Genomic DNA, 24,816 nt, shown 5'->3' with positions numbered 1-24,816 from the left:
TACCTACTGCCAGAGCGAAAAGGAAGAAAAATATTTCTTTTCTACTTCGCTGTCAGTTTCGCACGTATAACCAACTGGTGTGCGAATATTTCAACCAGAAAGGAGATGCTTTATGGCAGAAGAATTATTTGTGTACGGATCTAACCGTATCACAATCGACAAAAAGCATTGCTACTTTGAGATCAATGCACGAAAGCACAAAAAGAAATTCACGCTTGACCGTGATTTGAGAGCGGTCGAGGCGTTGAAATCGCATATTGAACGATGGGGTTACTTTTGGCTCGACGGGAGAAAGGAGGGAGCTGGCAAACATGGCTCTTTGAGACTGACAGTATACAAAGCATATCGCGCTTATGGGCGTGATATTGATTGTGCAATGCCAAAAGATGAACGGTATGTGTATTTATGCGATGGGAACCCCTACAATTTGACCAGCAGCAATCTGTATGTTTACGGAGATGAAGTTGCCTGTAACCAGTGCCGTCGTATTTGGCATGATGAATACAGAATCTGGATTAAACTCTTAGATCGAGATCAAATTTTTTTCACCGACTATGATCCGGCCTTGTATTCGATTCTATGCAACACGAAACTCGCCTCATGGTATATCTTTTCAGAAAACGGATCGGAGTACCTTTTCTGTAGAATAGACGGTTCTGCGATTGGCCTACATACAGTAGTATGGCTCTACCATAGCGATAAGCTCCGTATGGATGATCTGATACAGTCAATTAAAGATGGAAGTGACGAGCTATCTAAAAGTGAGTTGCAAATTGATCACCTCCGGAATAATACCCGAAACAGCTGTGTCCATAACCTTACAGCTATGGAAAGGACAAAAAATAACTCGAAGCGCGATCTAATTGTACAGATAAACTATCCGTATTTTTTCATTCCTGTCCGTGTTGGTGGCAATTTTAGAGTTTTGTGCGGAAAAATTAACGGCGAAGATGTAACTATCCGTCGTGTCATTTGCCATGGTGTTGATGAACTCTTAGACTTTCTCAGACAGTTCAGGGATACTGCAAAGAGCAGCGGGGAGATGCTGCCCAGGCCGGAAGACCGCACAAAAACAGCTTGTCTGTCACAAATGCTGATGGATGATGGGCGGGAGTACCATGGAGATCAGTTCAATATCATAGAAGGGCTGCTGCAGGCAAACGATGACGAGTTTACCCCCTGGACTGGTGATGTTGCGGCAATTTTGATGTAAATTTCGTCATTCTTTCGTCTGTTGTCGGAGATTTGAGTAAATTAAGTACCCAAAAATCAAACAAATGGCGGTCTCGGTGCACCACTCGGAAAGAATCATCTATTGTCGAGCAATTTAGCGCTTTAACATACTAAATTGTTGGGTTCGGTGGAGACTTTAGTAAAGTGAAGCAATGGACGATAGAAAAAAGGACTTTCTCATAATAAAGCAAGGTGATTTTCAATGGAAAACTTTGATTGGCGGAAGATGTCAAAACTTATCTTTCCCTCTGGCGTCAATGAAACTGAATATCTGCGGTTCGAGGCAAATGGTACCTGGACGGCTTCTGATAAAGAGCAAATCTGTACTTTGACAAATAGCAATCCGGCTAACGCCGTTGCTGTGCTGAATGCGAAAATGCACCCTGTTAATGACGAAGATCGTGGGCATATGATAGCTTCACTGCATGAATGGATACAGCGGTATCAAGCGTTTTTGGCGGCGTATGGCGCTTTCCCCCAGTGGAAGTCGGATACAAAGGACGCTCGCAAGGGCATTGAGCGTATGGAAAAGGAAATCAAACGTTTGAGGGAAATGGAGCTTCCGCAGTGAACACTGCCCCACCCCGGAGGTCACGAGGGCAACAGGAGATTATCATGATAGCATTGGATAAGGGGACGTTGCCCCGGAGAATCGGCCAAAATGATACAAGCGGATTTGCTGGCGAAAACGCATATTGGTACTGCAATACTTGTCGTCAGTGGCGTACAAGTGAGATCCAGCCCGATGGAAGTATCGCCTGCCCTGTTTGCGGGAGTGGGCCAGACTGGAAGAAACACCAACCTACACTGGCCTACGGGAGCCGGCACAAGCGGGTGGCCGATTTGTGTGCCGTAGGCTCTGGATGGCGCAAGAGCTATGATGAGGTAGAGCGGAGCTACGGCAGTTTTATTGAGGAGGTTAGCTCCGGTCTCCCGCTCCGCACACAGGAAGAAGGGTGGAAGTATTTTCAGAACGCATGGAGGACGGTGGACGAGCTTGCCGACTACCTCTTGACTGCCCCGGATGCGCCGACAACGGATAGTGCTAATGTCTATACCGAGCGGGGATTGCAGCGGCGGTATTATGATCCTCGCCGTAAGTGCAACACAAATACATTGTCCAGCCTGAGCATTCCCCTCTTAACTGATGATGGTGGGGCACAATTCACAGATCAGGAGGCGGCAGAAATCATTTCTCTGCACGCCGGCTACAGCCACCCGTTCTATGATGTGTATTTTGCTGACGAGTTCTTGGAGTGTATTAGCGACCGACTGGAACGCTCCATTGCCTACGATCTTTCAAGAGGATTAACAAAACGGGATATTGAGCGCCGATACAGGTTAACGGAGCAGCAAGTGCGTACCAGAGTGGCGCATATAGCAAAAGCACTAAAAAATAGTAAAATAGTCTGTTGAGAATGACGAAAATGCAACGACTTTGTATCGTAACCGGTACCTATATTATGAGGGGGGCAAGGCCGCATTGCCGTGGCGGATCACTTCTCCCACAAACATAAAGCAGTCTGGCAAACGCTGGACTGCTTCATTTATGCCCAAGTTGTAAGGAAATTTTTACGTGAAAGGAGGTTTACGTGATGCAAGAACAGGTTGCCGTGATGAAACAGCTGAATAGCTTTTTGGAGCGAAGAGGGCTGCGAGCAAATTTCCTTGCCCAACAGGTCGGGATTAGCGAGGCTTCACTATACAGCTTCAAAAGAGGCTATATACGATTTTACCGTAGTTGTCAATAGGGCATTTCAAAGTACCTTGCTATGTGAATGTGAGTGACGTCCATCCACTCAGCACGAAGAAGCTACCGCAAAAAAGGATGAGGTCAGGCGGCGTTGTCTCTGAGCGAGTCGCAACCAAAGTCGTAACCAGCAAGAAAAAAACGTATGCAAAAGCATACGTCAGATGTCAGCAGAAGATAGAAGAAAGTGCCCGTATCTCAAGGGCTTTCGGGCATTAAAAGGCGTAAGCATACGAAAGGTTACGATAGGGTGCATCACCCAAAAAATAATTGGTAAGGATGAGGTCCCCAGTTCAAATCTGGGTAGCAGCTCCAGAAAACCACTCTTTTCAATCGAAAAGAGTGGTTTTCTTTTTGAAAAAGCTATCACAAAAAGCTGGTGATTTCGTTTGACCTACGCCGTGGACCACACGCTGAAAGGCTGGGAAAGGAGAAAAGAGTACTGGGCAGGATGTTGTGCTTCTCTGCTGCTTGAAGGTAGGCACCTAGGTCATCGGGCTTCAGGATATTCATTTCCTTTTTCTATATTTTTGGGGGGGATGCAGTCCTCAGTGGGGTTGGCGGTAATCAACTTTTCCTTTCTGGCACGTTCCAGGGTGTTGCGGAGTATGAGGTGGACGCTACGGACGGTGGTGGTACTGAGCCCGGTTTTGCCGCCCTTGGAGTCAGATCTGCCGTTTTCGGTCAAGTCCTTTTTTCCTTGACCTCGGCTTGTGGGTCTTGCCCAATATGTTTTTGATGATCCTCTTCCTTGTCTGGTCGTACCTAGCGGTGTACCGCCCTTCCCAGAGGACATCCTTCCGCTTGCGGATATTGCCCTCGACGGTGGCTCTTTTCTTTGACATTAGATTTTCCCTCCCTTCCAAGTCACAAAACATATCACAGGTGGTGTTAGAAAGCTATCCCTTTTTGGAAGAGCTTCCGTCGATCCATGCCAGGAACTTGTACTTTGGGATGAGGATGCGGCTACCAATGTTGAGGGGGGGAAGCCAGCCTTCGCTGTGGACCAGCTCGCAGAGGCCCCGGCCCGGCTAATCTCCAGCACTGCCGCCACATTGAGGGCGGAGAGGGTGAGGGGTAGCTCATCATAGGATCTGTAGGTAGGTTTGTTCATAGGAGTCCTTTCTGTTCCCGCAGGATACTTTTATTCTTGCAATCCGTGTTGTTCATATAGTTCTCCGCATCTGGTGTGGGGAGGGGCGGCACCGGGTGGGGGCAGCTTATGGTCTGCTGCTCCTCGTGGTCATCCGCTCTGTGATCTTGGGCGATCTTCTTCTGACGCTCTTTGGAGAGGCCCTTGCGGTCGCTGTGGATGTGTACAGCGGTGGCATCTCTCATGAACATCTTGACCACGCTCCAGAGTACGGCCCAGAGAGGCCACAGTGCCCACGAGCCGACCATAATTGGGATAATCCACACCCACACGGGTAGGAATTGGGCAGGTGTATTTTGGGAAAACGTAAATGCTGCCGTTCTTTCTTCCGCCCAACCTGTTGGAGCAGAGATGTCATCTCTGTTACGGCCATCACTATTTTTTCGTCTGAGCTGCCATCGCAGACAGCATAGTCGATAGGTTCTGCACCGTCTTGCTCTGGGGCACCAGTAAGCGGGACTCACGCTCCATCACCTCTTTTTTGTATTTGTCACCGCGGAGCCGGCATTATAGAAGGCCAGGGTGTCCCGGGCCAGCTCGTCCGGGGTGTGATGGGCACCTTAGAATTCTGCGCCTCGGTGGGCAGCGAGCCCACCAGGGCGGCGGTGATGATCAGCTTGTTCATCTTTTCTCTCCGTACAGCAACTCGTAAATGCCAGCCATACCCAAGTCGCGCCGATGCACATACTTACCGTCTGTATTACGCAAGAATTAAGAAGAGCCCCGCTTCCTTCCGGGCATCAACATAAATCTTGGAACCCTGAACAAAGTAACGAATCTGGTGGTTCACGGCGAATTCCATAATGTCATCCAGGCCGCCGCCGGTGAATTCCAAGGCGACAAAGTTGCTGATAGCGTTGGGAGCGTCGACCAGAACTCCTCCTCGTAGGCGTCCTTATCCAGAAGCACAGTATCAGAAGTGTGGTTGGGATCCCCAGGTACTGCTTGACCACATCTTGGAGCGTATCAAGCGGCTTGAGCGCAGTTATCAACTGTTCCGGAGAAAGGTGGAAGAGATCCCGGTCACGCCATTGGGATGATACTCCTGCACATGGGGCGGGGATAATAGATCTGACTCCCATCGTAGTGCTGCATGAAAGCGTACAGGATATTGGGGAAAGGCTCAGTGTGGCAGGGGAAGAGGGTAGAAGCGCACAGCACGGAGCCGCCGATAGAACTGCAGTAGGTGTCGCCGCAGGCGGGCTTGTTCATGAAAATCTTTAGGTTCTGGTCCACAGGCCAGATAGCAAGGGGCAATAGATCCTGCGTACCACCTCAAAGTCCCGAGTGTTCAGGACTACATTCCGCATCATAAATGCCGGGCTGGCCCTTAGGCCCGAAGGGAACGCTTTCATAAAACTCTTCGATGCGCTTCTTGGGGTAGGCGCAGTCGCCTTGAGGGGTCAAGGCAGCTATCTCAAGATACGCGCTTCCAAAGCTCATGTAGTAGTGGCAGGAGTAATACCGGTCTGGAACGTAGGGCTTGTCCAGATGGGTCTTGTAAAAATTACCCATGCAAAAGCCCAGTTTGTCAAAGAAATCTTTGGAAGAGATGCCAATATGGTCAATGTAAAATTTTGTTTTTCTGCGCATTGATATGTTTCCTCGGAAATTCTGGAAGTACGGCGAAAGGATTTGGCAGAACAATTGCGTGCTTAGCACCATATCACGGGACAATTATACCGGGTGGCGCTGAATTGCGTCAAAAAAAGAACGAGGAATGTCAGAAACGGCACTGTTGAACTGGAAAGAGCGCAAAAAAATCACGACGCGCATTTGATTTAAAATGCACATCGTGATACGTTATCCGGTTGAAGTTGAAGCAAAGCTTTTGCAGATTTGACTGGACCTCAGAAAAATCGACATTCTTTCTGCTCAGAGACATACCGTTGTCGATGTGGGCGTAGGACACAACGCCGGTGGTATGATCGGCCGCACGCTTTGCACGTTCTCGCTTGCGCGCTCTCCTTTGATCTCTCTTCCCTTCAGCGGGCACCGCTTCCTCCACGGTCTCTCCCCCCATAGGCAGCAAAGCTGGGACACGGTGCGCCGAAAAAAGCAGACAGCGGGGACCACCACCGGATGTGATCCCCACAGTGCCGTCATTTAGAACATCTTGTACTCGTTCAGAGACAAAGCCACATAGCTGATCATGGTATTGATATCAAACACGGGGATACCCAGCTCGTCACGAATACGGGCGGAATAGGGAGGCAGGTCGGTACACTCCAGCACCACAGCGCCGATGTCGGGGTTCTCCTCCAGACCCTTGCGCACAACGCTAACCACCTCGTCGGTGACGGCCTCCAGATTGAACTCCTCGTTGGGGTGGGTGTAGATGCGGCCCCACTCAGGCTGATCGTGCAGGCTCAGGATCACCAGGTGATCGCGGTCCACGATCTTGGCGCGCTGCAGATGCTCCTCGCGCAGGTGGTACTTGTTGGCGGTCAGCACGGCCACCTTGCGGTTGGGGCCCACCATGGTCTGGATGAAGGGGACCTGTAGCAGGGCGCTGGTGAACACCAGCTCGGGCACGGCGGCGGCCAGGCCCTCCTGATAGTATGCGGTGAAGCCACAGCTGGTGGTGATGGCCTTCACGCCCTGAGCCGCCAGCTCCTTGCACACGACGATAAACTTATCCAGCATCTCCTGGCAGGGGTTCTCTTCGATGGTATCCATATTGGCGCCCTTGACGCGCAGCATCATCACCTCGAAGGGATAGGAAGCGGGGTTGGTGCTGTTGCCGGGCAGAGACTCCAGCTGCAGCTGGGCGGGCAGGACCTGGCCCTCCTCCCAGCGCAGAATACAAATCTTGGGCTTTTTTTCCATGAAGACATCTCCTTTTCATTTTCCGCACAGGTCACTGCCGGGCAGACACCTGTACCTGTATATACAAAGCTCTATAACTATAATTTATACACAAATCCCGGGAATTGACAAGCATGATTTTCCCGGCCCGCCGCTTTTCTATGATTTCGCCAATCCTCCCTTCTCTATTACAATATAATTTGGTTGGAATCCTCGGCAGCCAGCCGAGGGTTTTGTCCGTCTTGTGCCAAAGCTACAATAAGAGGAGCAACTGGCTGTCCGCTCCTTTCCTGGGCTATGAAGTCTGTGACGGAGATTGTCAGCCATCCTCTTATTGCAGCGTTCAGGTTAAACAGGTTAAGCCTTGAGTTCGCGTCCCCCAATAGATTGAATCGACAGCGAGAAAAAGATGGGTCCCGGTTGCAAATTTTGTATTGGGGGAACGAACGTGAACTGTCTGGCGCGTTCGTTTTTTCTGTCATGCTTCCAGCAGTTTGATAATGGTCTGCTGCATTTACATTGGTGTGTAGGACTTGGGAAAATACTTTCTGATGATGGTTATGCGGTCAAGTTCGCGTTTCTTTTCCTCAGACATGACGGAAACATAGCGTCCTGCGTGCATTTGCCCTAGCGGCCGAGCTTTTTGAGCCGCTGTACCTGTGACAATGATGGCGTGTTCTGCGAATAGTCCATCGCTTCAAGGAACCGCCGTTTCTCATCATGGGTGGGATACGAAAGCTCCGCAGCAGGGGCAAGGGAGATCGTTCCTTCATTCACCAAGCCGAGTGGCACCATTGAGACGTTCAAGGAAGGCCAGACCATTACGTTGCAGGATAACGTGACCCTCTACAGCTCGCTGGACATTCAGAAGGCCGTCACCATCGACAAGGACTCCAAGATCACCGCCACATCTGCCAGCACCTCTAACATCCACCCCGCCAGTATGATCATCGGACAGGGCTCCGATAACAAGACCTATGAGCCGAAGCTGGATATCTATGGCACGGTAAGCGCCGTCAATATGCCCGCCGTTCAGGGAAACGAGGCCAGCAAGACCAACCTGGTGGCTCTCGATGTGACCGGCAGCGAGGTAAAGAAAAACGCACAGCGGACTCGGTGGAGTCTCTGTGCGTTTAATGATAATGGATAGCTCTGCGCTATTTTTCGAAAAATTACTTGAATCCGGCTGAGAAATCATGTAAAATAACTAGGCCTTGTTTGAAAAATAAAAGTTGCACAATAAACCAAGCTATGCGAAGCTAATAGCATGAAACGATATGAACTAACAAAAGAACAATGGGGACGAATCAAGCTGCTGCTGCCACCGGAAGAAACGGGGAAGCGGGGCCGCCCCCGGAAGGATAACCGGACCATGCTAAACGGGATGCTCTGGATCGTCCGGAGCGGTGCGCAGTGGCGTGAGCTGCCGGAGACCTATGGCCCTTGGCAGTCTATATACGCCCGATTCGCCAAATGGCGGGATGACGGCACTCTGGAAGCGGTATTCCACACACTGTCTGCGGACGCGGATATGGAGAACCTGAGCATGGACTCCACTTGCGTAAAGGTGCATGAAAGCGCAAATGGCGGGGAAAAAAACGGCGGATAAGGCGGTTGGCCGTACCAAAGGCGGGTGGAACACAAAACTCCACGCTGTCGTAGACGGTCTGGGAAACCCGGTGGAGTTCCTGCTCTCCGCTGGAAATGACCACGATTCGGTTCACGCTGTTGAACTGCTGAAAAAGGTCAGAATCGGCGGGAGTGCTGTACTGGCAGATCGGGCTTATGGCGCTCGGGCAATTCGGGAATACATCTCAGAGCACGGGGCCAGCTATGTGATCCCGCCGCAGAGCAACATTTCCGATCCCCGGCCGGTTGACTGGCATCTGTATAAGGAGCGCCATCTGGTGGAGTGTTTTTTCCAGAAAATCAAGTGGTTTCGCAGAATCGCCACCAGATATGACAAGTCGGATGCTTCCTTTCTCGCCTTCGTTTATCTTGTCTCCATCGCTATTTTGTTGCTTTGGCACATTCTCTATCTTTTTTCAAACAAGGCCTAAATAAAATCTTTTGAAAAAAGCCCGTTGCACTTTTCGCAGAAAATCGTTTTATTGGATGAGAGCATAAATAGGGCGCTTCAAGTTCTGTCCCAGCTTGGGACACAAATACGCCAATGGCCCGCCGACGGGCGGTGAGGATCGGAGGGGAGTCCAATGGGGTAGAAATTTGACGGTCCGCGGCTTTCCCTATAGACTAAAAAGCGGTGAGGCCGTCAGAAGATTCAGCAAATCAAACTCCGTAGCACAAGTATCCCAGTACCGTTCATCCATGAGGATTCATTTCCCAAACGAGAATAAGGAGATATCATAATGAAAAAGTTCAAAAAGCTCCTGAGTGTCCTGTGCGCCGTCTGCATGATGCTTTCTCTGGCCGTTTCCGCTAGTGCCGCATCTCTTGAGGATGACCCCTATTATTTTGGTATTGATTGGAGCCAGGTCGATACGTCTATGTGTATTCCTGGAACCGAGTATCATCGGTATCCTCAGAGTCCTATCTCTATGCTGGCAACCGCTGACAGAAATGTTTTTAGCGGATGGGTGAGGGGTGTCCCTGCTAATCCTTATCCGGGTACAAGCAATACCACCTTGGTTACTGGACTGACATTTGAAAGTGATGAAACTGGTGTAGTCACAGTTACTTTCACCGATTCACAGGACCCGAGCAAATCGGATGTGAACGTTTCGATTTATGACAAAGATGAGCAGTTGATTTCCGATTATTTCTCGCTGGCCTATAACAGCACTGCTCCTGTCTCAAAGTCTTTTAACGTTGACCCTACCCATGAATACAATCTATTCATAAGCCACCAAGGCTCCGGTCTGCAAAACGTACGACTTACGGTGGATGTAGGCTAAGAAACACCACAGACGTATACTTCTAAGAAGCTTCATAGCAGTTTTCCGTGGCAAGATTTTTCTTGCCACGGAAAACTGCTTGTCAGGAGGGGTTAGGCCTTGTTTGAAAAATAAAAGTTGCACAAGAAACCAAGTTATGCGAAGCTACGAGCATGAAACGATATGAATTAACAAAAGAACAATGGGAACGGATCAAGCCGCTGCTGCCACCGGAAGAAACGGGAAAGCGGGGTCGTCCCCGGAAGGATAACCGGATCATGCTCAACGGAATGCTCTGGATCGTCCGGAGCGGTGCGCAGTGGCGTGAGCTGCCGGAGACCTATGGCCCTTGGCAGTCTATATACGCCCGATTCGCCAAATGGCGGGATGACGGCACTCTGGAAGCGGTATTCCACACACTGTCTGCGGACGCGGATATGGAGAACCTGAGCATGGACTCCACTTGCGTAAAGGTGCATGAAAGCGCAAATGGCGGGGAAAAAAACGGCGGATAAGGCGGTTGGCCGTACCAAAGGCGGGTGGAACACAAAACTCCACGCTGTCGTAGACGGTCTGGGAAACCCGGTGGAGTTCCTGCTCTCCGCTGGAAATGACCACGATTCGGTTCACGCTGTTGAACTGCTGAAAAAGGTCAGAATCGGCGGGAGTGCCGTGCTGGCAGACCGGGCCTATGGTGCCCGGACGATTCGGGAATATATCTCAGCGCACGGGGCCAGCTATGTGATCCCGCCGCAAAGCAACGTTTCCGATCCCTGGCCGGTTGACTGGCATCTGTATAAAGAACGCCATCTGGTGGAGTGTTTTTTCCAGAAAATCAAGTGGTTTCGCAGAATCGCCACCCGATATGACAAGTCGGATGCTTCCTTCCTGGCCTTTGTGTATCTTGCCTCCATCGCTATTTTGTTGCTTTAGCACAATCTCCGCCTTTTTTCAAACAAGCCCTAATATAATGTAGAATTATACACATGACTGTTCTGTCCATTGCCGTATAGTTGGTTGTTTTATGCCTTTTGCGGTATCGTGCAAGGTGAACGCTGATTTTTCTTTCGGAGGTCACAAACTTATGGAATGTGGTACACTGTTCGCTCTTGACAAGACCAATGCCAAGCCCCTACATATCCAGATTGAGGAGTCGATCCTCCAGAAACTGGAGTCCAAGGAGTGGGCGCCCGGCAAACTGATCCCCTCGGAAAACGAGCTGAGCCATATCTATGGAGTAAGCCGCACCACGGTGCGCAATGTCATCACCAAGCTGGTGCAGGAGGGGCTTTTGTTCCGTATCCCCGGCAAGGGCACCTATGTGGCCGAACCGAAGATCGTGGCACACTCCCTGTCCTATGCCGGCATCCGCGAACAGCTGGAGCAGATGGGCTATGAGGTCACCACCCAGCTGATCTCCCTCGACCTGGAAACCGCGGATCAGAAGATACTCCAGTACTTTCCCGGCTTGGATGCCCCCTATTTCTATGTGGTCCGCCGCCTGCGTATTCTGAAGGGGGAACCGCTGAGCATCCACATCTCCTACCTGCCCCAGTCCTACTGCCCCGGTATTGACCGGTATGACCTGAGCAGTGAGCAACTGTGCACTGTGCTGAGTCAGGCATATGGCTTGAACCGTGCCAAGGCGGTGGAAACTCTGGAGTCCGTGGCAGCCAAGCCAGCCGAGGCATCCCTGCTGAACATTTTTCCCGGCCAGCCGCTGCTGCTGTTGCAGGATCAGATTCTGGACGCCGACGGACGCACCTTCGAATACAGCAAGGTGATCTTCCGCGGAGAGAAGATCAAGATCACCATGGAGATCTGAGCGTTGCCCGACATCAGGATTGGGCCAGCGGCGCATCGTCGCAGATATACCCGCCTTTGACAGACGACAAAATTCAACAAGCAACAAAAAGAAGACACCCATCGGGTGTCCTCTTTTCATATGTTTTGGCTTTTGCCGATTTAGCGCTTCACGCGGGCGGAGGCGCCGGTCATCACGTCACAGACCTCTTACGTGATGACCAGGTTCCAGTCATTGCGGATGGTATGGCACATGGCGGAATGAGCAGCAGCGAAGTCGATGCACTCCAGCTCGGGCTTGCCCTCCATCAGGCACCAGATCAGACCGGAGGCGAAGGAATAGATCTCGAGGTTCATGTGCTTGCGGGAGACAAAGCAACCGTTGCGGGTCATCATGACACACTGCCAGTTGTTCAGGCAAGCGGAAGTGACCTCACGCAGGGAGTTACCCGCGACCTGGACATTGGGATACTTCTCCATGACCTTCTCGTCCGCCTTCTTGTAGCACATGGGATCGATCTTGGAATAGTTCTCGTCGGTGTTGTCGGCCTTGATGCCCGGCATGGTCTCGAAGTCCTCTTGGCATGGGTCGAGGTGGCCTCGGTATCCGGGGGCTTGATGATGGTGAAGTTCAGAACGGACAAGGAGATGCCCTGCTCCTTCAGGATCCGGCACGGCAGGCCTTCATGGCCTCCACCGCAATATGGGTGGAACCCAGGGGGGATAGGCCGGGCTGCCGCCGGAGCTGACGATCACGACCTTGTTGTTCATATAGCCCAGATCATCGCGCACCTGCTCATAGGTATGCATGCTCAGGAAAGGGTTGATGAAGACCGGCACGGGCAGCAGACCCCTGGCGTGCCATGGCGGCACACAGGCTCACCGCGTTCTATTTGCGGATACCCACCTCGATTTCTGCCACGCCGGGATAACAGCTGACAGGCTACATATCGAAGGAGCCCACATCCACATACTCGCTCTCGGGGAACGTCTTCATGATCATCTGCTTGTAGGCCAGACCATGCTGACCGTTACCAATCGCAATTTTCGTTGGTTTTCCTCTTCTTAGCATTTTTGTGACATTTCCTTATGTATACAAGTTGGCTCGTTGGGTGTGAACAGTCAAGCCGCATTTTAAATCATCCTGTCGCGGCAAATTGTGCAGTCTTGCCAAAAAATATTCCAAATTTTTGGCCTGCGATTGCCCGTCAAATGTCCCTTACCCTCAAAAAATGTCTTGACTTTTAGATAAATGCATCTATGATAGACTTACAAGGCAACCTGTATATACCAGCATACGTAGGTTGCACACAATCGTACATAAAATCACAAACCAACTACGAGAGGAGATTGCACGATATGATTCGGTTGACTCCCTACGAGCAGCGCATGCTCGACGGCGAGTTCGGCGCTGCCAAGCAGGTTGCTCTGCAGAAGATTATCGACTATGCACAAATCTTGGGCGCCGAGGAGCTGGTGCCCATCACCAAGGCTCATCTGTGCTGCGGCTCCACCTGCGAGCCGGCTGACTTCCCCGATGGCAATCTGGATCGGCCTGACATCCTAGCCATGGGCTATCACGACTGGCAGACCAAGCTAAAATGCCCAGGTTTGGACCCAGCCACCTTCAACAGCTTCAACGAAAGCACTTACGTCATGGATGACGTGCACTGCTGCGACACGTTCCAGTGGCAGTGGACTCAGCAGACCAAGGAGTTCTATGAGAACAACCGCCAGATCCTCTCTGACGCGGCTGACCGCGGCGTGATGATCGGCTCCACCTGCGCCCCCTATCTGGCCGGATGGCTGCCTGTGATGGGCGAGTATTTCGTCACCACCGAGTCCAGCAACGTGCTCTACAGCAACTCCATCCTGGGCGCCCGCGGCTACGGCGGCGGCGGCAACACCACTTTCTGCGCCGCAATCTGCGGTCGAGCTCCCAAGTGGGGCCTGCACCTGCCCGAGAATCGCCACGGCACTCACGTGTTCCACGTGGCCTGTGATACCAAGGACAAGACCGACTGGGATCTGTTGGGCGCTGCTGTGGGCCGTCGCTTGGCCCCCAATGCCGTCCCCGTCATCTGCGGCGATTTCGAGCGGCCTGACCTGATCAAGCTGAAGACGTTCTTCACCGCTCTGGCCGTGACCAGCGGCTGTGAGCTGTGCCTGATCGTGGGTGTATCCCCCGAGGCGCAGACCTATGAGATGGCTATGGGTGGCCACGAGCCTGTGGCGGAGTTTACCATCACCAACGAGATCCTGCAGACTTATTGGGATGAGGTCTGCCACAAGGAATCCGGCCCGGCCGACTATCTGCAGATCGGCTGCCCCAACTGCTCCGCCGAGGAGCTGATCAATATCTGGCGTTACATGAACGGCAGAAAGGTGAAGAAAGGCGTCCGCTTCTGCGTGTTCACCAACATTGCCCAGTACGCTATGGCCGAGCAGGCCCACATCATCCAGGACCTGAAGGACTGGGGCGTGGAGATCCTGACCAGCGGCTGCATCCTCCGCACGATCAACGTGGCAAAGGGGGCCAAGTCCCTCGGCCTGTCCTCCTTCAAGCTGTGCAACGGCAGCAAGGATGAGCGGGACTGCCCAATCTACTACGGTTCTGATGAGCAGGTCATTGACGCTGCCATCAGCGGTTATTGGGAGGTTAAGAGGAGATATGAGTAAGAATAAGATTATCCGGGGCCGTCCTGCCTGGGGCCCTGTGGTAGAAGGTTATGCTTTCGTCTGCCCCGACAGCATCGTCGGTTGGAATGGCGCTGATGTGAAGACCGGCGTGGTGACCGAAAAGGATAACGTCCACTATGGCGACAGCTTTGCCGGCAAAATCATTGTGCTGCCCTGCAGCCGCGGCTCTCTGGGCTGGTCCGATATGTTCCGCAACAGCGAGTACAACGGCGTCGGCCCCAGCGGCTACGTCTTCACCACGATGGACTCCAAGTGCGGCACTGCCATCTTCAACACCAGACGTCCCTGTGTCGCCGATTTCCCTGCCGACTGCGATCCCTGTGTGGAAATCCATGACGGCGATTACATCAGACTCGACGGCATCAACGGTACTGTGGAGATCCTGGTACCGGCCGAAGATAAATAATTCAACTGAAAGGAAGTACCACTATGGAATTCAAGAAGGAAAAGGTTTATACTCCCCTGGCTGCCACTCCCACCCACAACGTCTCCCAGGCCATCAAGTATGGCAACCTGGTGTTCGTCTCGGGTATGGTCGGTGAGGACGAGAACGAAGTCCTGAAGGAGGGTCTGGAAGCTCAGTGCGAGCAGGCTTTTATCAACATGAAGAACGTTCTGGAAGCTGCCGGCTCCAGTCTGGAGAAGGTTCTGTTCTGCCAGATCTTCATCGCCAAGCGTGAGGACCGCGCCATCGCCAACGAGGTGTGGGATCGCTTCTTCCTGAACATGGATGTGGGCCCCGCCCGCTACACCGTCGTGGCTCCCACCGTTGCCGAGCCCTACCTGTTCGAGATCACCTGTGTCGCCGGTGTGTAAGCCGCTGGCCTGATCCATATTTTTAAGTGAAGTCCTGCTTTGGCACAGACCAATAGCGACGTTTTCATGTAGGATACGGTATAGTTCATGGTTGTAAGGGCTGCACCGTGTTTTGCTTTACGCAGAAAGTTTGTACTTTTGCGGGTTTTGCCGTATCTCTGTCATGACCGTCTGCAGCTCTTTTTGGGGGTAGTTATTTCAATCCGCAATATGGTGAGCAAGGTGGCAAGCGGCCACGAGACTGTTCCGAAATATCCGGTGGCTACGGATAGGGTGAAGACAGGTTCAGACGATAATGAGACTTCCAAATAAAGAAATTTTATCCGAGCCTTTGGCCGATACGTCCATATTTTTGTTGGTAACTTTGTCGAAACAGACAATTTTTGAAAACAGTGGCTTGTTCCACTTGACAATGCTGTATATACAAGTATATAATTCGCTTGTGACCAACCAGCATGTACTGTGGTACATATATGGACGGGATTCAAATTTAAGGAGGAGGAAAAATGAAAAGGTTTATCTCTCTACTCATGTCCGCTCTGATGCTGGTCGCTGTTCTGGCTGGCTGCGGCGGCAGCGGCAGCGGCGGCGGCGGTGAACAGGGAAGCGATGCGAGCGAGAACATTGTTACGCTTCGCAACACCGGCTTCTTGACCACCAGTGACCCCAACCAAACCACCAACACCCACGAGTACACCGTTTTCGAAAACATTTATGAGGGCCTGTATGATTTAAATGAGGCCGAGGGTGGCTACGATCTGCGTCTGGCTGAGAAGATCGAGGCCAACGACGATGCCACCGAGTACATTGTTACCCTGAGAAAGGACGTCAAGTTCCACAATGGCGAGTCCATGACCGCTGATGACGTTGTCTTCAGCTATGACCTAGCTCAGGCCAGCCCCAAGCAGGCCTCTTACGTCCGTCCTCTGGACCACGTCGAGAAGGTCGATGAGCACACCGTTAAGATCGTTATGAATCAGTCCTTCTCCCCCATCGGCCACATGCTTCACAAGGTGAAGATCCTGTCTCAGAAGGAAGTTACCGAGCAGGGCGACAACTTTGGTAAGGTCGCCAATAAGGCTGGTACTGGCCCCTACATGTGGGATGAAGACAACTACAATCCCAAGACCTCTTGGAGTGCCGTTGCTTTCGAGGATTACTACCGCGGCAGGGCCAAGATCGATAAGATCGTCTGGAACGTGATCGAGGATGATACCTCCGCTATCACCGCTCTGCAGAATGGCGAAGTCGATTACATGGTCGTCCCCATCTCCTACTGGGAGGACATCAAGTCTACCGACAAGTTCACCTGTGTTGAGAAGGAGTCTAACGAAGTCATGACCTTCTGCATCAACATCGAGTCCCCGACCGCTGGCACGATTCTGCAGAATGACTTGGTCCGTGAGGCCATCATGTACGCCATTGACCGTGACGGCGTCAACAAGCTGGTCTGCGATGGCTACGGCACTCCCACCTATATGTACATCAACCCCAACTATGCTGCCGCGGCTCCCGCTGCTGACTCCCTGAAGAACCCCATCCCCTTCGATCTGGAGAAGGCGAAGCAGCTCTTGGCGGATGCCGGTTATCCCGATGGAATTCAGCTCGGTGACTTTATCGCCGCTGCCGGCCGTAACGAGAGCTATGCCATTGCGATCCACGCTCAGCTGGAGGCTGCTGGCATCCACTCCACGCTGGTCGTTCAGGACTACTCCGTGGCCGGTGACCGTCTGGTCGCGCAGGAGTACGACTTGGCTATGGCGTATGACTGCGGTAACTACGATTTCAACAACTTCGAGCAGCAGAGCTCTTCCAGCGCTGTGGGCATCAAAAACTGCGTCTACGATGGTCCTTCCGGCAAGTTTAACGACCTGTCCGAGAAGTTCGATGAGTGGCTGGAGGAAGGTGCCTCCACCGCTGACGAGGAGAAGCGTATCGAGATCTACACTGAACTGTATAACGCTTACTATGATACCCATACTCTGACGCCCGTCATCACCATTCCTTTCTGCGCTGCTTACAACAAGGATCTGAATGCTATCGCGGTCCCAACCAGTTATCGTGTCTATGACTGGAGCTGGAAGGCGTAATCGGCGCATCTGATTCGCTTCAACTAAGGACGTTATTTAGTGACGAGTCGTGTGCAGGTGGCTGAAGAAAGTCGCCTGCACACAACTTCTATTCTGAATATCCGCAGGGATGTTGCGCACCTTTATTCACACACGTTTTTACTGAAGATCTTCCGTTAGAAAGGAAGGAAAGCATGCATCGATATATTATCAAGCGGTTATTGTTCCTGATCCCCACCGTGCTTGGTGTTACCCTGATCATCTTCATTGTTATGAGTATTACGCCCGGTAACCCCGGTCGTATGATCCTGGGACCCAACGCTAATGCGGCGGAGGTCGAGGCAATGAACGAAGAGCTGGGCTATAATGATCCGGTTGTTGTCCGTTGGTTTAATTACTTGAAAGATATCGTCACCAAGGGCAGCTTTGGTCAGTCCTACTCTACCAAGTTGGACGTTTTTGATGAACTTTGGCCCCGGTTTTTGGTCACTTTGCGTCTTGCCATTTTAGTTCTTATACTATCGATAAGCATAGGCGTCCCGTTGGGTATTTTGTCAGCAGTGAAACAGAATTCGCTGATGGACACCATCCCCACGATGATCGCCTTTTTCCTGGCTGCCGTGCCTAGCTTTGTTGTCGGTATCCTACTTATGTACATCTTCGCTTTGAAGCTGAACTGGTTCCCATCCTTCGGCCTGAAATCAGCGAAGCACTATGTACTGCCGGTTATTGCAGCCACGATCTGTGAGCTGTCTGCCTATCTGCGTTTCACCAAGTCCTCCATGCTGGAGGCCATTCGTCAGGACTATGTCCGCACCGCCCGCGCCAAGGGCGTTGCCGAGCGCACGGTTATCTGGAAGCACGCTCTAAAGAACGCGCTGCTGCCCGTGGTCACCTCCATCGGTATGCGTTTCGGCTGCCTGCTGGCCGGCATGGTCACCACTGAGCAGCTGTTTTCCATCCCGGGCGTCGGATCTCTGATCGTTGAGTCCATCAGCACGAAGGATGAGCCCATGATCATTGGTTGCGCCGTTATGGTGTCCATCTGCTTCACGCTGCTGATGATCGGCGTAGACGTGATCTATGCGTTCATTGACCCGCGTATCCGGGCCAAGTACAGTAAGGGAGGGTGATCTCGATGGCTAAAACTTATACTTGTCCTGCCAGCAATATGCTCGATGGCGAGGATATCAACTTCAAGCGTCCCAGTCAGGCCAAAGAGATCCTTCGCCGACTGAAAAAGAATAGGGGCGCAATGATCGGTCTGTTTCTGCTGATCTGCATTATTCTGGTCGTCATTTTTGCGGACGTTATCGCCAGTTATGAGGCTGGTGTTGTCCAGATCGCCGACAACAAGCTGGCCCCCATGTCCTCTGAGCATCCTCTGGGCTGCGACAGCTATGGCCGTGACGTTCTGTCCCGTCTGGTGCATGGCGCCCGTAACTCGCTGTTGGTGGCAGTTGCGTCTTCCATCAGCTCCTGCCTGTTCGGCTGCACGCTGGGCGCTATCGCCGGCTACTTCGGCGGCAAGGTCGATATGTTGATCATGCGTGCTCTGGACATCTTCATGTCTATCCCCGATCTGCTGTTCACCATGGTGGTCGTGGCCGCCCTGGGCTCCAGCATCCCCGTGCTGATCATCGCAATGACCCTGGCATACTTCACAAACTATGTCCGTCTGGTTCGTTCCGGCGTTCTGAATTTGGTCGACCAGGAGTATGTTGAGGCTGCCCGCGCCGGCGGATCCAGTTCTGCCCGTATCATCATCAGCCATATCATCCCCAACACGCTGGGCATCATCCTGGTCAACGTGACCCTGAATGTCTCCAGCCTGGTCATCTATCAGTCCACCCTAAGCTTCATTGGACTGTCCCTGCCTGCCCCCGCACCTGAGTGGGGCTCCATGCTGTCCAGTGCCCGTGTTGATATGCTGCGTGCTCCTTTGCTGGTGCTGTTCCCCGCACTGGCCATCGTTCTGACTGCTTTCTCCGTGAACCTGTTGGGTGATGGCCTGCGCGACGCTATGGACCCACGTCTGAAGAGTTGATGCCGGCAGAAAGGAATTATCATCATGAGTAACACAGAAAAGATGTTAGACATTAAGGATCTGAGCGTCATCTACAAAACCGACTTGGAGACTGTGTACGCCGTCAACGACGTCACTCTCTCTCTGGAAAAGGGGGCCACGCTGGGTCTGGTGGGCGAGACCGGCGCTGGTAAAACCACGCTGGCACTGACGCTCATGCGCCTTCTGCCCGAGCGTACCGGCAAAATCACTTCCGGCTCCATCACCTTCGAGGGCGAGAGCATCGTAGATCTGCCGGAGGCACATATGCGCAAGATCCGCGGTGATAAGATCGCCATGATCTTCCAGGATCCCATGACCTCCCTGAACCCGGTGCTGACCGTGGGCGAGCAGATCGCCGAGGCGCTGCAAGTCCACAACGAGGCGGGCCGCTCCAAGGAGGAGATCGAGGCACGCGTCGATGAAACCCTGACCCTGGTGGGTATTCCCCCTGCCAGAAAGTCCGAGTATCCCCATCAGTTCTCCGGCGGCATGCGTCAGCGTGTCGTGATTGCTATTGCGCTGTCCTGCGAGCCCGATCTGCTGATCGCAGACGAGCCCACCACCGCCCTGGATGTTACCATTCAGGCACAGGTGCTGATGATGATCCGCGATTTGCGTGACCGTCTGGGCACCTCCATGATTATGATCACCCATGACCTGGGTATCGTGGCGCAGACCTGCGATAATGTGGCTGTTATGTACGCCGGTGAGATCATCGAGCTCGGCACCGCTGAGGATATCTTTACCCACGCCAAGCACCACCCCTACACAGACGGTCTGTTTGCCTCTCTGCCCAATCTCAAGTCGAAAACGACCCGTCTGCAGCCCATCGCTGGGTTGATGCCGGATCCCACCAATCTGCCTAAGGGCTGCAAATTTGCACCGCGCTGCGGCAAGTGCATGGAGATCTGCAAGGAGGTACCTCCGGAGGTCTATACCGATGGCACGCACTCCATCCGTTGCCATCTCTTTCACCAGGAAAAGGAGGACTAAGCTATGGCAGAAGAGAGAATCCCTCTGATTGAGACCGTAGACCTGAAAAAGTATTTTAAGGTAGGCGACAAATCCTTCCTGCACGCAGTCGACGGTATCAACATGAAAGTATACGCCGGCGAGACCATCGGCGTGGTCGGCGAGTCTGGCTGCGGAAAGAGCACGCTGGGTCGCACCATTCTGCGCCTGATTGAGCCCACTTCCGGACAGATCCTGTATAATGGCGATGATATTACCAAGTACAATACCAGGCAGATGAAGAAAATGCGTCAGGAACTGCAGATTATCTTCCAGGACCCGTACGCAAGTCTTGATCCCCGCAAGTCCGTCATTGAGATCATTGCCGAGTACATGATCATCAACAAGACGCTGCCCAAGAAGCGCGAAATCTTTAACCGCGCTGCACATCTGATGGACGTGGTCGGTCTGGCCCGGCGCTATGCTACAGCATATCCCCACGAGCTGGACGGCGGTCGCCGTCAGCGTATCGGCATTGCCCGTGCGCTGTCCGTCAACCCCAAGTTCATCGTCTGCGACGAGCCTGTTTCCGCTCTGGATGTCTCGATTCAGGCACAGATCCTCAACCTGCTGATGGACCTGCAGGATGACATGGGCCTGACCTATATGTTCGTGACCCATGACCTGAGCGTTGTCAAGCACATCTCTGATAACATCATGGTTATGTACCTTGGCCAGTGCCTGGAGCTCACCAGTTCCGACGAGCTGTTCGCAAAGCCTGTGCATCCCTACACCCAAGCTTTGCTGTCCGCCATTCCGGAGCCGGATATCTCCATGCGCAACAAGGAGATTAAGGTCATCAAGGGCGAGGTGGTCAGCCCCGTGGATCCCAAGCCCGGCTGCCGCTTTGCCGCCCGCTGCGAGCATTGCCAGGAGCGGTGCCACCAGGAGGCTCCCGTTTTGAAAGAAGTTTCCCCCGGCCACTTCGTTGCCTGCCACCTCTGCGGCGATTGATTCCGCAAAGGTGTGCTTCGCGCCGATAAGCTTATCAATGCCAACAACTGAAGGACAAATAACGCATTACACAAAAAAGTGGAAATACTTTGGTAAAATGGCGCATTGAAAAATGAAAAAGGCATTCAAAATTGCAAAGGAAGCAATTGCGATAAGGGGATGCCGAGATGAAACGGGAGAAAAAATGTGATCTAATCAAGAAAACAGCAGAGGCAGACGACAACAAACGGGAATCCAGGACAAAACCGGGCTATTTTACCCGGACAAGAACCATGAGTTTTTCGGAATAGGTGTATTACATACTTCATCTCGGTAAAGAGATTGCGTACCTGGGCCTGAAACGCTTTTTATCAATGGATGGAGAGGGCACAGGCAATGGGGCACATCCAGCGCCTAAAAGAGAATTGAAGATTGTCCCGCAAAGCCTGATTCTGTTCGACCAGGGCTATCCGGACGCAAAATTCCTCGCTTTCCTCCAGGGCAATGGGAGCCGCTTCCCGATGCGCTGCAAAATGAAGTGGAACTATGTGATAGATGAAACACAAAGCGACGATTTCATGTTGGACTTAAACCAGGACGTTTCCTTGCGTGTCATCCGGGTTTGGCTGCCCTCCGGCGAGACGGAAACTCTCATGATAAACCTGCTTGACCTGCGCTATGAGCAGTTTATGCCCTTGTACTTCCGCCGCTGACCGGTGGAAACCAAATACGACATTTTGAGAAACAAACTGGAACTGTGCAATTTTAAGGGCTGCTCCCCCAACGCAATCCTTCAGGACTTCTAGGCAAGTATCCACCTGGCCAATATTGCCGCCGTGCCATCTAAGATGTCGTTGATGAGATTGCGGGTGCTTGTTTCTCCCATTCGCCCTAATCGTTCTTTCTGCCGCGGCCCCGGGCCTAGAAAGGCCAAATTCTGCTTTAACCGCAAATCCAATATCCGACCTTAAGTTGTTGATATTGATAAGCTTATATCTACATTAAAAAAGCAGCACGGCTACGCCGTGAGGCAGAAGAATGTTTAAATTGCGTAAGGGCTTTTCTCGCAGAGCAATATCAAGACTCATGTCTGACCCACACGGGGAAATGACCGGATGGATAGGGTGGACAGGAAAGCACTCAAGACCTCATCTTTCCGGGGCAAAAGGGCCGGAAAGTCTTCTGTAGCAGCGCATGGATAGCTCCCAAGCTGTTCGTAAGGATGAAGTCCCCAGTTCGAATTTGGGTAGCAGCTCCAGACGGAACCCGTTATCCTGCAAGGGATGACGGGTTTTTGCTTTTGTTGGAAGAGAATAGCGGAACAAAAATGGAGCACACGACCTTTACAAACAGCATGGGCAGTCAGGGACTGTACAACCATCTAAAAAGGAAGCCGAGCGTTGCGCTGGTATTTGCGGGAAAAACTCGCTGTAGAAGGCAGCGAGCCCAAAGTTGAGCCCCGTAGAGGAGGAATCAGCGAACTAAGAAAACTACGATTCAGGTGGCGATCCTGTTTCGAGCTGACCGTCCTCAGGAGGAAAACACGGGTGGCTCATGCCTGAGTCCAGTGGAAGTAGAAAACTAATAAAACCTGACATTACATTGTTATGCGCATAAGAGTGCGGCGCAAACAAAAAGGCGGGAGTCCCCTGGCTATTGCGGCTGGGCGGCTCCCGTTCGCTTTTTCCCTTATGGGTTCCCTTGCGCGATTGCTGGGGCTTTCTAGGTATTTCCGGTCCATTCTTCTTCAGACCGGGAGTTACACAGCGGTCGGGCGCATCCAGCGCCTGCCCGTCGCCGCTTCGGCGAAAAAGAAGTCCCGGGAGACAAAACTCTGTCCAGGCCAAAGGCCTGAAAGCCGGCTATTCGTACACAGGCACCCCTGCGGCGACCAGCTTGCTGAGGGCTGCTTTGTCGCCCACCAGTACCATGTCGTTGTGGAGCTGAAGAATAGAAGCGGGGCAGAAAGGGGTGATGGGACCGCAGAAGGCATTGTACACCGCGTCGGCTTTGTCGGCGCCGCTGGCGATCAGCAGCACCCGGCGGGCGGCCATAATGCAGCCTATGCCCATGGTGAGCGCCTGGCGGGGCACATCGTCGGCAGAGGAGAAGAAACGGGCGTTGGCGGCGATGGTACTTTCGGCCAGGTCTATCACGTGGGTCGCCTTCACAAAGTTGTCGCAGGGCTCATTGAAACCGATGTGACCGTTATGACCCAGGCCCAGCAGCTGCAGGTCCGCGTAGCCCAGGGAGCGGATTAGCTCGTCATACCGGGCACACTCGGCACCGGGGTCGGCGGCCAGACCGTCGGGTATATGGGTCTTGGCCGCGTCGATATCGATGTGGTCGAAGAAGTTGGCCTGCATGAAGTAGCGGTAGCTTTGGTCATGGGTGGGTGCCAGGCCCTTGTATTCGTCCAGGTTCACAGTGGTAACTTCCTTGAAGCTGAAGTCGCCCTTCTGGCTCCAGACGGCCAACTGCTTGTAGGTCCCCACGGGGGTGGAGCCGGTGGCCAGACCCAGCACACAGGCGGGATTACGGATGACCTCTGCGGAAATGAGGTTGGCGGCGCGACGGCTCATGGCCTCGTAGTCCGACTCCTGATAGATTCGCATGGCTTTGTATCTCCTTTATTCGTTCCAAACGGCCCAGCACTATTTTGCAATGGCGGCGTCGATCATGGCGGAAGCCTCGTCCACCACAGTCAAATCACTGTCGATAAGAGCGGGCAAGGGCTTGCGGACAGAACCGATATCGCAGCCGTGCTTCTTCAGGATGGCCTTCACCACAGCGTACAGATTGCCATGGGCGGAACACATTTTGTAGATGATGCGGCAGATGTCATTCTGGACGGCGGCTGCCTCTGCCACCTTTCCGGCGTAGAACAGGCCCCATACCTTCAGGAACAGCTCCGGCATGACGGCGAAGGTGCCGCCGATCCCTCCGGTGGCGCCCATGGCCAGACCGGAGACAAACTGTTCGTCGGGGCCGTTCATCACCACGAAGTCTGGGCCGCCCTGGTCCTTCCACATCTGGATATCTTGGGTGGGCATGGAGGAGTTCTTCACGCCGATGACTCTGGGGTTCTTCTGCATCTCGGCCAGCAGTGCCGGGGTGAGGGCCACCCCCGCCAGCTGGGGGATGTTGTAGATGATGAAGTCGGTGTTGGGGGCGGCGGCGGAGATATCGTTCCAGTATTCCGCAATGCCATAAGGGGGCAGATGGAAGTAGATGGGCGGGATAGCCGCGATGGCGTCCACCTTCAAGCTCTCAGCGTGGCGGGCCAACTCCTGGGAATCAAGAGTGTTGTTGCAGGCCACATGGGCGATGACGGTGAGCTTGCCCCCCACCTCGGCCATCACATTCTCCAAGATGACCTTCCGCTCTTGGACGGACTGGTAGATGCACTCGCCGGAGGAGCCGCCTACATAGAGGCCCTTGACCCCCTTGCCCAGCAGGTACCGGGCAAGGGCGCGGGTGCGTTCGGGGGAAATATTGCCTGCATCATCATAGCATGCGTAGAACGCAGGGATGACACCCAGATATTTTTTGAGCTCCATGTCATTTCCTCTTTTCTT

Annotated in this window: 28 protein-coding genes and 2 pseudogenes; 18 read left to right on the top strand and 12 right to left on the bottom strand. The window is 52.8% G+C overall.

The window, feature by feature from the left end; translation table 11 throughout:
• Positions 1–112 precede the first annotated feature (112 nt).
• The 4 genes from SRB521_RS15420 to SRB521_RS16380 all read left to right on the top strand — a co-directional run bounded on the left by SRB521_RS15420 (position 113) and on the right by SRB521_RS16380 (position 3,366).
• A complete protein-coding gene (locus SRB521_RS15420) occupies positions 113–1,213 on the top strand; it encodes a hypothetical protein (RefSeq protein ID WP_116722628.1) in 1,101 nt (366 codons plus the stop codon).
• Positions 1,214–1,435: 222 nt separating this feature from the next.
• Positions 1,436–1,804 (top strand): hypothetical protein, encoded by a 369-nt coding sequence (locus tag SRB521_RS15415; RefSeq protein ID WP_116722629.1) that lies wholly within the window; start codon positions 1,436–1,438, stop codon positions 1,802–1,804.
• Positions 1,805–2,220: 416 nt separating this feature from the next.
• Entirely contained in the window at positions 2,221–2,649 is a 429-nt protein-coding gene (locus SRB521_RS16385) for a hypothetical protein (RefSeq protein ID WP_207215982.1), read from the top strand.
• 498 nt (positions 2,650–3,147) lie between these two features.
• Positions 3,148–3,366, top strand: coding sequence for a hypothetical protein (locus SRB521_RS16380; RefSeq protein WP_207215981.1), 219 nt, complete (start codon positions 3,148–3,150; stop codon positions 3,364–3,366).
• Between the two features lie 282 nt (positions 3,367–3,648).
• On the opposite strand, the gene SRB521_RS15405 is transcribed toward SRB521_RS16380, so the two are convergent.
• The 7 genes from SRB521_RS15405 to SRB521_RS15380 form a co-directional block, all read right to left on the bottom strand.
• A complete protein-coding gene (locus SRB521_RS15405; RefSeq protein WP_075704799.1) occupies positions 3,649–3,828 on the bottom strand; it encodes a hypothetical protein in 180 nt (59 codons plus the stop codon).
• A gap of 265 nt (positions 3,829–4,093) precedes the next feature.
• A complete protein-coding gene (locus SRB521_RS15400; protein WP_075704798.1) occupies positions 4,094–4,327 on the bottom strand; it encodes a hypothetical protein in 234 nt (77 codons plus the stop codon).
• A gap of 299 nt (positions 4,328–4,626) precedes the next feature.
• Complete coding sequence (locus tag SRB521_RS16585; protein WP_143433307.1) at positions 4,627–4,761, bottom strand: 3-keto-5-aminohexanoate cleavage protein; 135 nt, start codon at positions 4,759–4,761, stop codon at positions 4,627–4,629.
• Between the two features lie 398 nt (positions 4,762–5,159).
• Positions 5,160–5,372 (bottom strand): hypothetical protein, encoded by a 213-nt coding sequence (locus tag SRB521_RS15395; protein WP_165816329.1) that lies wholly within the window; start codon positions 5,370–5,372, stop codon positions 5,160–5,162.
• 39 nt (positions 5,373–5,411) lie between these two features.
• Positions 5,412–5,729 (bottom strand): hypothetical protein, encoded by a 318-nt coding sequence (locus tag SRB521_RS15390; RefSeq protein ID WP_116722633.1) that lies wholly within the window; start codon positions 5,727–5,729, stop codon positions 5,412–5,414.
• A 130-nt stretch (positions 5,730–5,859) separates the two neighbouring features.
• On the bottom strand, positions 5,860–6,144 hold the full coding sequence (locus tag SRB521_RS15385) for a hypothetical protein (protein ID WP_129868867.1): 285 nt from the start codon (positions 6,142–6,144) through the stop codon (positions 5,860–5,862).
• A gap of 98 nt (positions 6,145–6,242) precedes the next feature.
• Complete coding sequence (locus SRB521_RS15380) at positions 6,243–6,965, bottom strand: aspartate/glutamate racemase family protein (protein WP_075704795.1); 723 nt, start codon at positions 6,963–6,965, stop codon at positions 6,243–6,245.
• 703 nt (positions 6,966–7,668) lie between these two features.
• Between SRB521_RS15380 and SRB521_RS15375 the strand changes: the two genes are divergently transcribed.
• The 5 genes and pseudogenes from SRB521_RS15375 (at position 7,669) to SRB521_RS15355 (ending at position 11,663) form a co-directional block, all read left to right on the top strand.
• Complete coding sequence (locus SRB521_RS15375; protein WP_165816331.1) at positions 7,669–8,094, top strand: hypothetical protein; 426 nt, start codon at positions 7,669–7,671, stop codon at positions 8,092–8,094.
• Positions 8,095–8,211: 117 nt separating this feature from the next.
• Positions 8,212–9,004 (top strand): annotated as a pseudogene (locus SRB521_RS15370) (IS5 family transposase).
• Between the two features lie 309 nt (positions 9,005–9,313).
• Positions 9,314–9,859 (top strand): hypothetical protein, encoded by a 546-nt coding sequence (locus SRB521_RS15365; RefSeq protein WP_050617467.1) that lies wholly within the window; start codon positions 9,314–9,316, stop codon positions 9,857–9,859.
• A 152-nt stretch (positions 9,860–10,011) separates the two neighbouring features.
• Positions 10,012–10,771 (top strand): annotated as a pseudogene (locus SRB521_RS15360) (IS5 family transposase).
• Between the two features lie 151 nt (positions 10,772–10,922).
• Positions 10,923–11,663, top strand: coding sequence for a GntR family transcriptional regulator (locus SRB521_RS15355; protein ID WP_165366661.1), 741 nt, complete (start codon positions 10,923–10,925; stop codon positions 11,661–11,663).
• A gap of 188 nt (positions 11,664–11,851) precedes the next feature.
• On the opposite strand, the gene SRB521_RS15350 is transcribed toward SRB521_RS15355, so the two are convergent.
• From SRB521_RS15350 to SRB521_RS16745, 3 genes are all read right to left on the bottom strand, one after another.
• Positions 11,852–12,205, bottom strand: a complete 354-nt coding sequence (locus SRB521_RS15350) for a hypothetical protein (RefSeq protein ID WP_075704793.1) — start codon at positions 12,203–12,205, stop codon at positions 11,852–11,854.
• 120 nt (positions 12,206–12,325) lie between these two features.
• Positions 12,326–12,514 (bottom strand): hypothetical protein, encoded by a 189-nt coding sequence (locus tag SRB521_RS16275; RefSeq protein ID WP_143433304.1) that lies wholly within the window; start codon positions 12,512–12,514, stop codon positions 12,326–12,328.
• A 70-nt stretch (positions 12,515–12,584) separates the two neighbouring features.
• Complete coding sequence (locus SRB521_RS16745) at positions 12,585–12,713, bottom strand: hypothetical protein (RefSeq protein WP_257534839.1); 129 nt, start codon at positions 12,711–12,713, stop codon at positions 12,585–12,587.
• Between the two features lie 287 nt (positions 12,714–13,000).
• Between SRB521_RS16745 and SRB521_RS15345 the strand changes: the two genes are divergently transcribed.
• The 9 genes from SRB521_RS15345 (at position 13,001) to SRB521_RS15305 (ending at position 21,951) form a co-directional block, all read left to right on the top strand.
• The gene (locus SRB521_RS15345) at positions 13,001–14,320 is read left to right on the top strand and encodes an aconitase X (RefSeq protein ID WP_075704792.1); all 1,320 of its coding nucleotides are present in this window, start codon (positions 13,001–13,003) and stop codon (positions 14,318–14,320) included.
• Entirely contained in the window at positions 14,313–14,747 is a 435-nt protein-coding gene (locus tag SRB521_RS15340) for an aconitase X swivel domain-containing protein (protein ID WP_033118251.1), read from the top strand. The genes SRB521_RS15345 and SRB521_RS15340 overlap by 8 nt, the downstream gene beginning before the upstream one ends.
• Before the next feature lie 23 nt (positions 14,748–14,770).
• On the top strand, positions 14,771–15,157 hold the full coding sequence (locus SRB521_RS15335) for a RidA family protein (protein WP_033118252.1): 387 nt from the start codon (positions 14,771–14,773) through the stop codon (positions 15,155–15,157).
• A 506-nt stretch (positions 15,158–15,663) separates the two neighbouring features.
• Positions 15,664–17,247, top strand: coding sequence for an ABC transporter substrate-binding protein (locus SRB521_RS15330; RefSeq protein WP_075704791.1), 1,584 nt, complete (start codon positions 15,664–15,666; stop codon positions 17,245–17,247).
• Positions 17,248–17,420: 173 nt separating this feature from the next.
• Positions 17,421–18,359: an ABC transporter permease gene (locus tag SRB521_RS16910; RefSeq protein WP_058118636.1), complete on the top strand. Its 939-nt coding sequence runs from the start codon at positions 17,421–17,423 to the stop codon at positions 18,357–18,359.
• A 5-nt stretch (positions 18,360–18,364) separates the two neighbouring features.
• A complete protein-coding gene (locus tag SRB521_RS15320; RefSeq protein ID WP_227151760.1) occupies positions 18,365–19,273 on the top strand; it encodes an ABC transporter permease in 909 nt (302 codons plus the stop codon).
• Positions 19,274–19,315: 42 nt separating this feature from the next.
• Positions 19,316–20,287, top strand: a complete 972-nt coding sequence (locus tag SRB521_RS15315; protein ID WP_334260309.1) for an ABC transporter ATP-binding protein — start codon at positions 19,316–19,318, stop codon at positions 20,285–20,287.
• 3 nt (positions 20,288–20,290) lie between these two features.
• Entirely contained in the window at positions 20,291–21,259 is a 969-nt protein-coding gene (locus tag SRB521_RS15310; RefSeq protein ID WP_033118256.1) for an ABC transporter ATP-binding protein, read from the top strand.
• A 290-nt stretch (positions 21,260–21,549) separates the two neighbouring features.
• Complete coding sequence (locus SRB521_RS15305; RefSeq protein ID WP_116722275.1) at positions 21,550–21,951, top strand: hypothetical protein; 402 nt, start codon at positions 21,550–21,552, stop codon at positions 21,949–21,951.
• Positions 21,952–23,100: 1,149 nt separating this feature from the next.
• Here the strand turns inward: SRB521_RS15305 and nagB are convergent.
• Together nagB and SRB521_RS15295 are read right to left on the bottom strand one after the other, a co-directional pair.
• Positions 23,101–23,853 (bottom strand): glucosamine-6-phosphate deaminase, encoded by a 753-nt coding sequence (gene nagB, locus SRB521_RS15300; protein WP_058118631.1) that lies wholly within the window; start codon positions 23,851–23,853, stop codon positions 23,101–23,103.
• Positions 23,854–23,892: 39 nt separating this feature from the next.
• Positions 23,893–24,798, bottom strand: coding sequence for a dihydrodipicolinate synthase family protein (locus SRB521_RS15295; protein WP_058118630.1), 906 nt, complete (start codon positions 24,796–24,798; stop codon positions 23,893–23,895).
• Positions 24,799–24,816: the final 18 nt, after the last annotated feature.

Source organism: Intestinimonas butyriciproducens (assembly GCF_004154955.1).
In the GTDB taxonomy this organism is placed as follows: Bacteria; Bacillota; Clostridia; order Oscillospirales; family Oscillospiraceae; genus Intestinimonas; species Intestinimonas butyriciproducens.
Note: the sequence above shows the minus strand (reverse complement) of the source record. Positions and strands in the feature narration are given on the sequence as shown.

Coding starts and splice junctions, on each gene's coding strand:
- SRB521_RS15335 (WP_033118252.1), top strand. CDS start 14,771: ATGGAATTCAAGAAGGAAAAGGTTTATACTCCCCTGGCTGCCACTCCC.
- SRB521_RS15340 (WP_033118251.1), top strand. CDS start 14,313: ATGAGTAAGAATAAGATTATCCGGGGCCGTCCTGCCTGGGGCCCTGTG.
- SRB521_RS16585 (WP_143433307.1), bottom strand. CDS start 4,761: ATGAACAAGCTGATCATCACCGCCGCCCTGGTGGGCTCGCTGCCCACC.
- SRB521_RS15330 (WP_075704791.1), top strand. CDS start 15,664: ATGAAAAGGTTTATCTCTCTACTCATGTCCGCTCTGATGCTGGTCGCT.
- SRB521_RS15345 (WP_075704792.1), top strand. CDS start 13,001: ATGATTCGGTTGACTCCCTACGAGCAGCGCATGCTCGACGGCGAGTTC.
- SRB521_RS15420 (WP_116722628.1), top strand. CDS start 113: ATGGCAGAAGAATTATTTGTGTACGGATCTAACCGTATCACAATCGAC.
- SRB521_RS16745 (WP_257534839.1), bottom strand. CDS start 12,713: ATGCTAAGAAGAGGAAAACCAACGAAAATTGCGATTGGTAACGGTCAG.
- SRB521_RS15295 (WP_058118630.1), bottom strand. CDS start 24,798: ATGGAGCTCAAAAAATATCTGGGTGTCATCCCTGCGTTCTACGCATGC.
- SRB521_RS15365 (WP_050617467.1), top strand. CDS start 9,314: ATGAAAAAGTTCAAAAAGCTCCTGAGTGTCCTGTGCGCCGTCTGCATG.
- SRB521_RS15350 (WP_075704793.1), bottom strand. CDS start 12,205: ATGCCGGGCATCAAGGCCGACAACACCGACGAGAACTATTCCAAGATC.
- SRB521_RS16910 (WP_058118636.1), top strand. CDS start 17,421: ATGCATCGATATATTATCAAGCGGTTATTGTTCCTGATCCCCACCGTG.
- SRB521_RS15390 (WP_116722633.1), bottom strand. CDS start 5,729: ATGCGCAGAAAAACAAAATTTTACATTGACCATATTGGCATCTCTTCC.
- SRB521_RS15415 (WP_116722629.1), top strand. CDS start 1,436: ATGGAAAACTTTGATTGGCGGAAGATGTCAAAACTTATCTTTCCCTCT.
- SRB521_RS15355 (WP_165366661.1), top strand. CDS start 10,923: ATGGAATGTGGTACACTGTTCGCTCTTGACAAGACCAATGCCAAGCCC.
- SRB521_RS15380 (WP_075704795.1), bottom strand. CDS start 6,965: ATGGAAAAAAAGCCCAAGATTTGTATTCTGCGCTGGGAGGAGGGCCAG.
- SRB521_RS15310 (WP_033118256.1), top strand. CDS start 20,291: ATGGCAGAAGAGAGAATCCCTCTGATTGAGACCGTAGACCTGAAAAAG.
- SRB521_RS15400 (WP_075704798.1), bottom strand. CDS start 4,327: ATGTTCATGAGAGATGCCACCGCTGTACACATCCACAGCGACCGCAAG.
- SRB521_RS15315 (WP_334260309.1), top strand. CDS start 19,316: ATGTTAGACATTAAGGATCTGAGCGTCATCTACAAAACCGACTTGGAG.
- SRB521_RS16380 (WP_207215981.1), top strand. CDS start 3,148: ATGTCAGCAGAAGATAGAAGAAAGTGCCCGTATCTCAAGGGCTTTCGG.
- SRB521_RS15320 (WP_227151760.1), top strand. CDS start 18,365: ATGGCTAAAACTTATACTTGTCCTGCCAGCAATATGCTCGATGGCGAG.
- nagB (WP_058118631.1), bottom strand. CDS start 23,853: ATGCGAATCTATCAGGAGTCGGACTACGAGGCCATGAGCCGTCGCGCC.
- SRB521_RS15405 (WP_075704799.1), bottom strand. CDS start 3,828: ATGTCAAAGAAAAGAGCCACCGTCGAGGGCAATATCCGCAAGCGGAAG.